The sequence below is a fragment of the Rickettsia koreansis genome, assembly GCF_046532895.1.
GTDB classification, from domain to species: Bacteria; Pseudomonadota; Alphaproteobacteria; order Rickettsiales; family Rickettsiaceae; genus Rickettsia; species Rickettsia rickettsii.
In genome coordinates, this window is sequence record NZ_WHLZ01000001.1 from 948,720 (window position 1) to 960,722 (window position 12,003).

The following is a 12,003-nucleotide window of genomic DNA, read 5'->3' on the forward strand; positions in this document are numbered from 1 at the left end:
AATAATAATACCCTATGAAAAAACTATCATTTCAGCAAATTATTCTGACATTACAAAATTATTGGCAGGATTATGGCTGTGCAATATTGCAGCCTTACGATGCCCATGTTGGAGCCGGTACGTTTCACCCTGCAACTGTACTTCGCTGCCTTGGTACTAAACCTTGGTCTGTTGCATATGTTCAGCCATCAAGAAGACCAGGGGATAGCAGGTATGGCATGCATCCTAATAGAATGCAGCATTATTATCAGTTTCAAGTTATATTAAAGCCGTCGCCGGATAATATTCAAGAGTTATATCTTAAAAGCTTAGAATGTTTAGGCATAGATTTAAAAATTCATGATATCAGATTTGTTGAAGATGATTGGGAGTCGCCAACCTTAGGTGCTGCCGGGCTTGGCTGGGAAGTATGGTGTAACGGTATGGAAGTATCGCAATTTACTTATATGCAGCAAATCGGCGGTATTGAATGCCGTCCCGTTGCCGGTGAAATCACTTATGGACTCGAGAGGCTTGCTTTATATATTCAAGGTGTTGATGAAGTAAGAGAGCTTGATTGGAATGGGCAAGTAGGCGAAAAAGCTTTAAAATACGGTGAAGTGGATTTCGAAGCTGAACGGCAATTTTCAAAATATAATTTAGAGCTTGCCGATAGTGAAATGTTACTGCGACATTTCAAGGATAGCGAAGACCAGTGTGAGAGATTAATCAAAGCTAATTTACCTATGCCGGCTTATAATGAATGCCTTAAGGCAAGTCATGCATTTAATCAACTAAATGCACTTGGAGTAATTAGCGTCACTGAGCGTGCTTCTTATGTTTTAAGAGTGCGTCATTTAGCTAGAATTTGTTGTACAAAATGGTTGGAGATGAACAAGTGAGCGAGTTATTATTAGAGCTATTTAGCGAAGAAATTCCGGCTTTTATGCAAAAAAATGCTGAAGAGGGTTATTTAAATATATTCACGAAAATTTTTGAAGAAAACGAAATATTTGCAAAAGTACAAGTATTCGCGGGACCTCGCAGGATAACGCTGCATGCTACCCATTTGCCAAAGATAACTTTGCCAAAAGAGGAAGAAATGAAAGGACCAAGCATAGAAGCTCCGGAAGCCGCTATTAACGGCTTTTGTAAAGCTCATAATATTAGTAAATTAGAGCTTTCTACTAAATTAATTAGTAATCAGCTATATTATTTCTTTGTCAAAAAAACAGAAGAAAGAGAAATAAAAGAGATTTTGCCGGAGATTATTATAGAGGCTATTAATAGATATAGCTGGGCAAAATCGATGTTTTGGGGTTATTACAAAATAAAATGGATTAGACCTCTGCGAAATATTTTATGCATATTTGACGGCGAAATATTACCAATGCAATTTGGGCATTTAACCGCTAATAATATTACATATGGGCATCGTCTTACTGATAATAAAAAATTAGAAGTAACAGATTTTGAAGATTATAGAAATAAGCTTTTAGACAATCATGTTATTTTAGAAAGAGCAAAGAGAGAGGCAATAATTAAAACCGGTTTACTGGAACTAGCAAATTCTCATGATTTAATTATAAAAGAAGATAATCGTTTAGTAGAAGAAGTAATAGGGCTTAGCGAATTTCCTGTTGTACTGCTTGGAAAAATACCACAAAAATTTTTAGAGTTACCTAAAGAAGTACTTATTTCTTCGATGCGTACGCATCAGAAATATTTTTGTTTATTTGATAAAACAGGAAATTTTACACCATATTTTCTCTTTGTCAGTAATGGCAGATTTACAAATGCTGAACTAGTTATTCAAGGTAACGAGAAAGTTCTATCGGCACGTCTTTCGGATGCTTTATATTTTTGTAAGCAGGATATAGCTAAAACTTTAGAATCAAGATTAGTCCAATTAGAAGCTGTAACATTTCATGCAAAGCTTGGTAATTTAAGAGAAAAAGTTGAACGCATAACCGATATTTGTAATTATATAGCTCCAAATAATAAGGATTTGATTACAGCAGCTAGACTTTGCAAAAGTGATCTTGTTTCTGAGATGGTCGGGGAATTTCCTGATTTACAGGGGATTATGGGTTATTATTATGCAAAACATGAAGGGCTAAATGCAGAAATAGCCGCTGCAATTAGAGACCATTATAAACCGCAAGGTTTGAGCGACAATGTACCAAGCGGAAATGCGGCTTTACTTGCTTTAGCCGATAAGCTAGATAGTTTAGTAGGTTTGATGATAGCAGGGGAAACACCAACAGGCTCAGGTGATCCATATGCCTTAAGACGTCAAGCTCTTGGTATAATAAGAATAATACTTGAAAATAAATTAGAGCTAAATTTTAATGATTTAATTAATTTTTCTATAAACTTATATAAAGATTCATCTGACGAAAATAAGAATTTAATAATATCTTTTTTTGAAGAAAGAGCAAAATTTTACTTTAAAAATGACTATGATATTGCGTTAATTAATGCAGTTCTTGACTTAAATTTAGTAGATACAAACTTTAAGCTTGATGCATTAAAAGAATTTTTAATAGAAGACGCAGGCAAGCAATTATTAAATGCTTACAAACGAGCTAGCAATATAATTGGTGATCAGAAAATTACCGGCTTAGTTGATGCGAGTCTCTTTAGTACACAACCTGAAAAAGAATTATTTGAAGTAATCCAAAAAATTTCTCCGCAAATTATAGATAGTATAGTTGATAAAGATTATAAGAAAGCCTTAAATTTATTATCGTCTCTATTAACTCCCATTACTAGCTTTTTTGATAATGTACTCGTTAATGACTCTGATCCAAAGATCGCTCAAAATCGTTTGTCGTTATTACAGAATATTTGTGAATTATTTGATAAAGTAGCTAAGTTTCACCGCTTATGATAAACAAAGCAGTTCAATTTATAAAATCAGGTAAAGTGGTTGTTTTTCCGACTGAAACAGTATATGGGATTGGTGCGGATGCCACAAATAATGAGGCGTGTTTAAAGATTTTTCAGTTCAAAGAGCGCCCTGCTATCAATCCGCTTATCGTGCATGTCTCCTCCATAGAGCAAGCAAAGGAAATAGGGGAGTTTGACGATTTAGCTACAAAAATAGCAGAAAAATTTTGGTCTGGACCATTATCTATAGTTGTCCCTTTAAAAGAGAATGCAAATATTGCCCCTAGCGTAACAGCAGGACTAAATACTATAGCACTTCGGATACCATCTTATCCTGTAGCGTTAGAGCTTATCAGACAATCAGGCATACCTATAGCTGCCCCAAGTGCTAACCCTTCAAACTATATTAGTCCGACTAACGCTGAGCATGTCACAAAACATTTTAAGGATAATAAGGAAATTTTTATTTTAGCACCTGAAATCTATCAATCTAAATATGGGCTAGAGTCAACGATAATCGATACAACAACTGTTACTCCTACTATTCTTAGAGAAGGGTTTATAACTGCTGAAATTTTAGGAGAAATACTAGGAATAGAAGTTTTAAAAGCATCAGAGACAAGTACTATAAAAGCTTCGGGAATGCTTGCAAAACACTATTCACCAAAAGTACCGGTTAGGCTAAATGCTATAAATTTAGAGGATAAAGAAATCGGATTAAATTTTGGCAATAGCAATCTTACAGGAAGATTTTCATTAAACTTAAGTGTAAAAGGTGACTTTATAGAAGCCGCTGCAAATCTTTATGCTTATTTAAGAATACTTGACGATTATGCTGCATCTCATGATGTAAGAGGTATAGCAGTTAGCCCTATACCTCAAGTGAATATAGGGGCTGCAATTAATGATCGCCTAAAACGTGCCGCAAAATCATAAATTTCGGCGTTCTATTCGCCTTAATAGCTTTTTGATGATATTTGGTAATTACATAGTTATCGTGCGGTTTTAAATAATCATTTTTATTTATAATTTCAAAATTACCGTTCTGCTGTATTAACTCTATTGCTTCATAAAAATAATTTTCGATATCGGAAGCAAATACTAAATTACCATTGTCTTTTAGCTTATCTTGTAAAATCTTAAGTCGTTCTTTATTGAAAATACGTTTCTTTTTTTGCTTATTTTTTATCCATGGATCGGGAAATAAAATATAAATTCCATCAAGGTTATTGCTTGGTATCTCATTTAATATTAAATCCAAATTATTAGGGAATAATAAAAAATTCGTGATATTTTGTTCTCCTGCAAGCTTTAAAACATTTGCAACTCCGTTTAAATATACCTCTACCCCAATAAAAAGTGCATTAGGATTCATTTTAGCTTGATTAATGAAATGCTCACCCATACCAAAGCCTATCTCAAGAAATACTTTACGTTTTTCATTTACAAGCTTTTCTTTAGAAAATAAATATTTTGGTAGTTTGTTATCTAATAAATTCTGTTGCACTCCTGATAAGCTTTTACCGATACGTCTTGCATATGACCGATTGAGATTAATAGGAGAAAATAACATTACCCTACTGTGACCTTGTAGATCCTTATAAACGCTTTCAATATTATAACCATGATCTAAGAAAATTTGGGTTACCGCTTCTTCCTGTTTAAACCCTATTTCTAATATAATCTTACCGTTTGGTTTTAAGAATTGTTTGGCATTTTCGGCGATGAGAAAGTAAGCTTGCAGTCCGTCTTTTTCAGCAAATAAAGCAATAGACGGTTCATAATTGATTGTTTCAATTGCCATCTCTGATTTTTCGCTGTGAGCTATATATGGCGGGTTGCTAACGATAAAATCAAATTTCTGAGTTTCAATATTCTCAAACCAATTACTGTGAATAATCTGAATGCGATCCGTTACCTCATATTTTGCTACATTACTTTTGATAATGTCTATAGCATCAAGACTTATATCGGTTGCAATTACATTAGCATTCGGTAACTCACATAATAGACTGATAGCAATGCAGCCGCTACCTGTGCCAAGTTCTAGGATATTTAAGAATTTGTCATTGCAGTTTTCGCTTATGTCATTCCCGCTTTCGCGGGAATGACATTGAAATACAACATCCACCAAAACTTCAGTATCGCTTCTTGGAATTAATACATGTTTATTAACAATAAATTCACGTGAATAAAATTCTTTAACACCTGTAATATATACTATCGGTTCATGCTTTAATCTTCTCGCTAACAGTTTTTCAAAAGCTTCTATCTTGGCTTCATTTAACTGCTCATCAAGATTAATAAGTAAATACTCAGTAGGTTTATTTATAACATGCTGTAGTAAAATTCGTGCTTCTAATTGAGGCGAACTAATACCTATTTTATTTAATTTATCTGTAGCGTCACTAAGAATTTGCTTTATAGAACATTGCATGGAAAGTTTTATTTTCTGCCAAAATTTTTCATTTATAAAATCTCATCTACACTATCTAGCGATGCTAGTTTTTTAAGTTCAGTAAATTCACGAAATATAAAATTTATTCTTATAATATTCGGGTTCTAGAGTTATAATATCTATTTTAAGATAATTTTTGGTTTTAGGTATTTTAATTATTTTCATAAACCGTTTTATGTTATTATATCACCAATTATTTCTGAATAATATTCATGTTCTATATAGCTATTTTTAAAGCTAAGATTTGCTAATGTTTCTAAATCACAAGTGATTAAAGGTTCTTGTTCGTGTTGATTTTTTAATAAATAAGGACTAGTACAAAACCAAGCGAACTCTCCTTTTATCTGGTCAGCAGTTAGTTTATTTAGTACTTCACCATTTTTCCCATACAAAATCAAGTCAGAAAAAGCACCATATCCTGCTTCGGTAAATTTTATGGGAGCTTTCTTCTCACCTAAAATTTCTTGTTGATTTTTTAAAATATATTCTAAATAAACTTTAAAATAATGCTTATACTCTTGTCCCTCATATCGTGTACACTTAGTATTTTGATATTTAGATTTTAATTCCTCTAAAGATTCTTGCGGTATTTTTGTGTCTTGATGTCCTATATATATTTTATCTAAAATTTGTTTTTTCTCATATTCTTTAATAATAATATGAGTCATATTTTTTGTTGGAACAGTAATCATATATTCTTTTTTGTTAGGATAAATAATCTCTGCACATTTAGCAATAAAACTATGAAGTTTAAGCGAAAGACTTAAATGTTTTTTAGTATTATTATAGTCATATATTGGAGCTTTTATTATTCCTATATGTGAAATAAAATTTGCGTTTTAGAAGTTGCCATAGTTATAATCATTTCTACCGATGGTATATCAATACTACTTTTCTGTTCCCATGCTTTATTATAGGTAAAAACTACATATACATCTGTTAAATCTTGGTCATGATATTCTATGCTAGAGTCAAAAGCATCTAGTTCCATAAAAGCTTTTCTATATTCTTTTTTCCCGAACTGGTTTATAAACTCCCCCTGTTTCTTTGAGAAATTTTGCCAAGTAGTTACATTTACTCCATTAACTTTTACCATATAAAAATGTAAATCATCTTCTACTTCATAATGATAAATTTCTGATTTTACTTCTTGTGCTTTATATAGCTTTGTAAAAAAATGTTGTAAATTAGAATATTTTTCATCTATTTTACTGAAATCAAATTCAGAGAAAATCCGCAGAGCTTGCATATATTGCATGTCTATATTATCAGGTGCTTTTGCTTCTTTGCATGCAACTTTTATAAATTTATTTAATTGTTCTTCTTGCTCATTAAAATCATTTTTTTAAATTCTTCTAAAAATTTTTTTAATAAAATTTCTTTCCTATAATTTGCATCATCAATATACGTACTATTATTAATATCTATGCCTGTTTTTAATCTTAGAGAAAGAATTTCATTGACGAATTCAGAAATTTTAATTTCATGTTCTGTACTATATTGCGAAGAGCTAGCAATTTTTATAGATTGCGGTTTAAAAGATAAATTATTACCTAATTTTAAAATAAAATCTTTTACTTCTGGCCAATCTCTATAATTTGATATATCTAAGGAAATAATTTTGTTTGTGGCGGTACTTAAATCTTGCAGAAAAGTAAAAATCTTTTCTAATCTCGCTTTTTGTTTTCTAAGGTTTAAAATACCCTATCCCATAGAATATAAGGCTTCTTCTAATTTAGAATTAGCTTCATTTTATAAATAAATATTAATCCTTAATATTATATAAAAAATTAATATTTTGTCAATTATAAACTAATTATCTCTTCCATATCCCTTGGCAACTCACAAGAAAATTCCATAATCGCATTACTAGTCGGATGAGTAAAACTTAAATACCAAGAATGCAGGGCTTGACGTTTAAAATCAATTAATTTTGCTTTTAGTTCAGGGGGAGAATGAGCAATTTTTCGGTCGTTATTGCCGTAAGTTTGGTCGCCGACTACCGAATGCTTTAAATGGCTTAGCTGTACTCTAATTTGGTGAGTTCTACCCGTACTAAGCTTGCACTCCACCATACTAATACTACCTTTATAAAATAATTCTAGAGTCTTATAATGTGTAACGGCTTCTTTGCCGCCATATTTTAATATGGTCATTTTTTGGCGATCGCTTCGGCTGCGACCTATATTATTTTTAATGACTCCTTCTAGCGGATTTATTACTCCCCACACTAACACTTTATATTTCCGTATTACCTGCCTTTGTTCTATCTGATTTGCAAGTAGCATATGTGCTTTATTATTTTTAGCAACTACCATCAAGCCCGTAGTGTCTTTATCTAAACGATGTACTATCCCGGGTCTTTCTGATGAGCCGATATCCGATAAGTTTTTTGTATGATGTAATAAAGCATTAACAAGCGTATCGTCATGATGCCCTGCTCCCGGGTGTACCGTCATACCTGCAGCTTTGTTAATTACTATCAAATCATCGTCTTCATATATTATATCAAGTGCTACATTTGCTGTTGCAATTTTTAGTTCTTCAGGTTCTTTAAAAGAAAATAATATAATATCATTCTCCTTGACCAAAACATCAGGATCAGAAATAATTACATCATTAACTAGTATTTGCGAATCTTTAATAGCTTTTTGGATTTGATTCCTTGAAACATTTTCAAGAAGCGATGATAGAGCTTTATCAAGCCTTATGTCATTTAGTTCGTGTGGTACGGAATATTTTAACATATTTTATTTTAAGATAATGAATAATACGCTTAAATGGTTAAGTGCAATCGGTGTTGAATATTATTGCCATGAACATCCACCGCAATTAAAGGTACGTAATAATACTGAACTAACTGAAAAGCCACAAGTAAAACTTATGTCTACAAAAGAAACTGCATTCAATATGAATGATAAAGTTCATGATAATATAACCCTAGCAAGATCTCTTGCCGATAAAGCTAATAATATCGAAGAACTAAAAGAATCTCTACTAAATTTTAATGGTTGTGAACTTAAGAAATTTGCTACTAATACGGTTTTCGGTGACGGTAATTTAGAAGCTAAAATTATGTTAATAGGCGAAGCCCCGGGAAGTACCGAAGATTTGAAAGGAATACCTTTTTACGGCGAAAGTGGCAATTTACTTGATAATATGCTACACGCTATCGGAGTTTCACGAAAACATAACGCTTATATTACTAATACGGTATTTTGGCGTCCTCCTGCTAATAGACAGCCGACGTTCGAAGAAGTCGATATTTGTAGACCTTTTGTAGAGAAGCATATTGCTCTTATCAACCCGCAGCTAATTATTCTAGTCGGTAGCACGGCTGCAACTAGCTTACTTGGAAAAAATTCGGGTATTACTAAAATTAGACAAGAATATTATTTTTATACCAATAAATATTTATCCACTCCTATTCAAACTACGGCAATCTTCCACCCTGCCTATTTACTCCGCCAACCTATGCAAAAACGCACCTCTTGGTATGATTTACTCAAGATTAAGGAGTATTTAGTCAATAATAGACTTCTTGCATAACTTGTACATTAATCTAGTACTCACAGCTTCACGTACTTTTCAAAATAATTTTCTACTGGACAATTAGTCGTATATATGCGACAGTGTAATCATCTCTAGTTAAGCTTAATATGCAAAACACTAAACAAATACAATTTTTATAACAGATATTCTGCTATTAAATGCAGGTAATAAAGATACTCAAGGCAAAGATATTAAAAAAGCCTTAGAAATAATAGAAGAAGTTTATAAACGAAATTGAGGGTGTTATATGGAAAGTTTACAGATTATTTAAAAGAAAAATTACAAAATGAGGAAATATTAGTAGGGTATATTAATGAAGTGTTAGAGCAAGAGGAGGTATAGCAAAAATCTCTAAAGAAGCTCATATAAATAGACAATATATATATAATGTTATCTAGCAAAGGTAATCCAAGTGTCGACAATATAGGATCTTTATTAAACGCTTTAGGCTTGCAGTTGAAAGTAGAAGCATGTGTGTTTTAAATTTTCATTAACCTTGCAAGTTGAGCAAGATATCAAAGAAAATTTTTAAATTCTAATAAATCATAATTCATTTCTAATTTCATTAAATTAGGGTTATACTTACTGATGTATAAAAATAAGGTATATCCATATGACCAATGAAAATAATAATGATTCAGAATTTGCTGAATTAAAAATCAGAGGAAAAATATTTAAATTACCTATACTTAAAGCAAGTATTGGTGAGGATGTAATCGATATAAGTAGGGTATCTGCGGAAGCCGATTGCTTTACTTACGACCCGGGTTTTATGTCTACTGCTTCTTGTCAGTCTACTATCACCTATATAGACGGTGATAAAGGAATCTTGCGGCATCGAGGATATGATATTAAAGACTTAGCTGAGAAAAGTGATTTTTTAGAAGTAGCATATTTACTGATTTATGGGGAACTACCAAGTGGTGAGCAGTATAATAATTTCACTAAACAGGTTGCTCATCATTCATTAGTGAATGAAAGATTACACTATTTATTTCAAACCTTTTGTAGCTCTTCTCATCCTATGGCTATTATGCTTGCGGCTGTCGGTTCTCTTTCGGCATTTTATCCTGATTTATTGAATTTTAAGGAAGCAGATTACGAACTTACCGCTATTAGAATGATTGCTAAGATACCTACCATCGCTGCAATGTCTTATAAATATTCTATAGGACAACCGTTTATTTATCCTGATAATTCGTTAGATTTTACCGAAAATTTTCTGCATATGATGTTTGCAACGCCTTGTACGAAATATACAGTAAATCCAATAATAAAAAATGCTCTTAATAAGATATTTATCCTACATGCCGATCATGAGCAGAATGCTTCTACTTCAACAGTCCGAATTGCCGGCTCATCCGGAGCTAACCCTTTTGCTTGTATTAGCACGGGTATTGCCTCACTTTGGGGACCTGCTCACGGTGGGGCTAATGAAGCGGTAATAAATATGCTTAAAGAAATCGGTAGTTCTGAGTATATTCCTCGATATATAGCTAAAGCTAAGGATAAAAATGATCCATTTAGGTTAATGGGTTTTGGTCATCGTGTATATAAAAACTATGACCCGCGTGCCGCAGTACTTAAAGAAACGTGCAAAGAAGTATTAAAGGAACTCGGGCAGCTAGACAACAATCCGCTCTTACAAATAGCAATAGAACTTGAAGCTATCGCTCTTAAAGATGAATATTTTATTGAGAGAAAATTATATCCAAATGTTGATTTTTATTCGGGTATTATCTATAAGGCTATGGGTATACCGTCGCAAATGTTCACGGTACTTTTTGCAATAGCAAGAACCGTAGGCTGGATGGCACAATGGAAAGAAATGCACGAAGACCCTGAACAAAAAATCAGCAGACCTAGACAGCTTTACACCGGTTATGTACATAGAGAGTATAAGGGTATTCGGGAGAGGTAAACATTGTAGTCATTGCGAGCGACTGCAAGGAGCGTAGCAATCTCAAGAGATTTGATGAGATTGCCACGTCGCTTCGCGCCTCGCAATGACGTTGAAAATATAAATCATATGCATTTTATTGATGAAGTTAAAATATATATAAAAGGTGGGAACGGTGGCAATGGTTGTGTTAGTTTCCATCGTGAGAAATTTATTGACAGAGGCGGACCGGACGGTGGTGATGGTGGACGTGGCGGTAGTGTTATTTTCAGGAGTAATCACCATCTTAATACGCTAGTAAATTATCGATATAAACAGCATTTTACCGCAGAAAACGGCGAAAACGGTAAAGATTCAAATAGAAGCGGTAAATCAGGAAAATCATTAGTTCTTGATGTTCCGATCGGTACTCAAATCTTTTCCGAGGACGGCAATATATTATTGTATGATTTCACTGTGGATGATCAAAGCTTTGAAATAATTAAAGGAGGAAGTGGCGGTCTTGGTAACAGCCATTTCAAATCGTCGGTTAATCAAGCTCCAAGAAAGCGTACGGAAGGAGAAATTGCCGAAGAAATGTGGATTCATTTAAGTTTAAAACTTCTCTCTGATGTTGGGCTTGTGGGGCTTCCAAATGCCGGTAAATCTACTTTTTTATCCGTTGTAACGGCAGCCAAGCCTAAAATTGCCGATTATCCCTTTACTACTTTAGTGCCGAAGCTTGGAGTGGTATATGTTGATGACGAAGAGTTGGTCATAGCCGATATTCCTGGCTTAATTGAGGGGGCTCATCAAGGTCACGGACTTGGCGATAAATTCTTAAAGCATATAGAAAGATGTAATGTATTAATACATTTAATAGACGGCTCTAGTAATGATGTAGTTGCAGATTATAATACGGTACGTCTTGAGCTTGAATCATATTCCGATTATCTAAAAAATAAAATCGAAATCATATGTCTTAATAAATGCGATGTTCTCACAGATGAGGAAATACAGGAAAAAATAAATAAGTTGCAGAAAGTTACTAATAAAGAAGTTTTTCCTATCTCTACCTACACTAATGCTGGAGTAAATAAAATAGTTAAACTTGCTTTAGAGACTATAAAAAATCAGGAGTAATACTACTAGGTATTGCCTGCGTGGATACTGAGGATTGTCATTGCGAGGATTCCTGAGATTGCAACGCTCACTAACGTTCGCTCGCAATGACAATGAATAA

General features: G+C 33.1%; 10 protein-coding genes. 6 read left to right on the forward strand and 4 right to left on the reverse strand.

Translation table 11 applies throughout. The features are described 5' to 3' along the window. The first annotated feature begins 14 nt into the window (after window positions 1–14). Genes GCO76_RS05365 through GCO76_RS05375 form a run of 3 tightly spaced genes read left to right on the forward strand, consistent with a single transcriptional unit; the run spans window position 15 to window position 3,807 of the window. A complete protein-coding gene (locus tag GCO76_RS05365) occupies window positions 15–881 on the forward strand; it encodes a glycine--tRNA ligase subunit alpha (RefSeq protein WP_014121153.1) in 867 nt (288 codons plus the stop codon). Then, on the forward strand, window positions 878–2,872 hold the full coding sequence (gene glyS, locus GCO76_RS05370) for a glycine--tRNA ligase subunit beta (RefSeq protein ID WP_410956407.1): 1,995 nt from the start codon (window positions 878–880) through the stop codon (window positions 2,870–2,872). The genes GCO76_RS05365 and glyS overlap by 4 nt, the downstream gene beginning before the upstream one ends. Beyond that, the gene (locus tag GCO76_RS05375) at window positions 2,869–3,807 is read left to right on the forward strand and encodes an L-threonylcarbamoyladenylate synthase (protein ID WP_410956408.1); all 939 of its coding nucleotides are present in this window, start codon (window positions 2,869–2,871) and stop codon (window positions 3,805–3,807) included. The genes glyS and GCO76_RS05375 overlap by 4 nt, the downstream gene beginning before the upstream one ends. Here the strand turns inward: GCO76_RS05375 and trmB are convergent. The 4 genes from trmB to GCO76_RS05395 form a co-directional block, all read right to left on the reverse strand. Continuing rightward, entirely contained in the window at window positions 3,773–5,308 is a 1,536-nt protein-coding gene (trmB, locus tag GCO76_RS05380; protein ID WP_410956409.1) for a bifunctional peptide chain release factor N(5)-glutamine methyltransferase PrmC/tRNA (guanosine(46)-N7)-methyltransferase TrmB, read from the reverse strand. The two genes, GCO76_RS05375 and trmB, sit on opposite strands and share 35 nt — an antisense overlap. 194 nt (window positions 5,309–5,502) lie before the next feature. Next, the gene (locus GCO76_RS05385; protein WP_410956410.1) at window positions 5,503–6,021 is read right to left on the reverse strand and encodes a hypothetical protein; all 519 of its coding nucleotides are present in this window, start codon (window positions 6,019–6,021) and stop codon (window positions 5,503–5,505) included. 122 nt (window positions 6,022–6,143) lie between these two features. Beyond that, the gene (locus GCO76_RS05390) at window positions 6,144–6,587 is read right to left on the reverse strand and encodes a hypothetical protein (protein WP_410956411.1); all 444 of its coding nucleotides are present in this window, start codon (window positions 6,585–6,587) and stop codon (window positions 6,144–6,146) included. 547 nt (window positions 6,588–7,134) lie between these two features. Continuing rightward, entirely contained in the window at window positions 7,135–8,076 is a 942-nt protein-coding gene (locus GCO76_RS05395) for an RluA family pseudouridine synthase (RefSeq protein WP_410956412.1), read from the reverse strand. Window positions 8,077–8,092: 16 nt separating this feature from the next. Between GCO76_RS05395 and GCO76_RS05400 the strand changes: the two genes are divergently transcribed. The 3 genes from GCO76_RS05400 (at window position 8,093) to obgE (ending at window position 11,903) form a co-directional block, all read left to right on the forward strand. Beyond that, on the forward strand, window positions 8,093–8,878 hold the full coding sequence (locus tag GCO76_RS05400; protein WP_410956413.1) for a uracil-DNA glycosylase family protein: 786 nt from the start codon (window positions 8,093–8,095) through the stop codon (window positions 8,876–8,878). A 616-nt stretch (window positions 8,879–9,494) separates the two neighbouring features. After that, window positions 9,495–10,802, forward strand: a complete 1,308-nt coding sequence (locus GCO76_RS05405) for a citrate synthase (RefSeq protein ID WP_410956414.1) — start codon at window positions 9,495–9,497, stop codon at window positions 10,800–10,802. Between the two features lie 108 nt (window positions 10,803–10,910). Then, window positions 10,911–11,903, forward strand: coding sequence for a GTPase ObgE (gene obgE / locus GCO76_RS05410; protein ID WP_410956480.1), 993 nt, complete (start codon window positions 10,911–10,913; stop codon window positions 11,901–11,903). The last annotated feature ends 100 nt before the right edge of the window (window positions 11,904–12,003 follow it).

Bases quoted from the DNA above. Each gene is read 5' to 3' on its own strand.
- GCO76_RS05365 (WP_014121153.1), top strand. From the start codon at position 15: ATGAAAAAACTATCATTTCAGCAAATTATTCTGACATTACAAAATTAT.
- GCO76_RS05375 (WP_410956408.1), top strand. From the start codon at position 2,869: ATGATAAACAAAGCAGTTCAATTTATAAAATCAGGTAAAGTGGTTGTT.
- trmB (WP_410956409.1), bottom strand. From the start codon at position 5,308: ATGCAATGTTCTATAAAGCAAATTCTTAGTGACGCTACAGATAAATTA.
- GCO76_RS05385 (WP_410956410.1), bottom strand. From the start codon at position 6,021: ATGATTACTGTTCCAACAAAAAATATGACTCATATTATTATTAAAGAA.
- GCO76_RS05390 (WP_410956411.1), bottom strand. From the start codon at position 6,587: ATGCAATATATGCAAGCTCTGCGGATTTTCTCTGAATTTGATTTCAGT.
- GCO76_RS05395 (WP_410956412.1), bottom strand. From the start codon at position 8,076: ATGTTAAAATATTCCGTACCACACGAACTAAATGACATAAGGCTTGAT.
- GCO76_RS05400 (WP_410956413.1), top strand. From the start codon at position 8,093: ATGAATAATACGCTTAAATGGTTAAGTGCAATCGGTGTTGAATATTAT.
- GCO76_RS05405 (WP_410956414.1), top strand. From the start codon at position 9,495: ATGACCAATGAAAATAATAATGATTCAGAATTTGCTGAATTAAAAATC.
- obgE (WP_410956480.1), top strand. From the start codon at position 10,911: ATGCATTTTATTGATGAAGTTAAAATATATATAAAAGGTGGGAACGGT.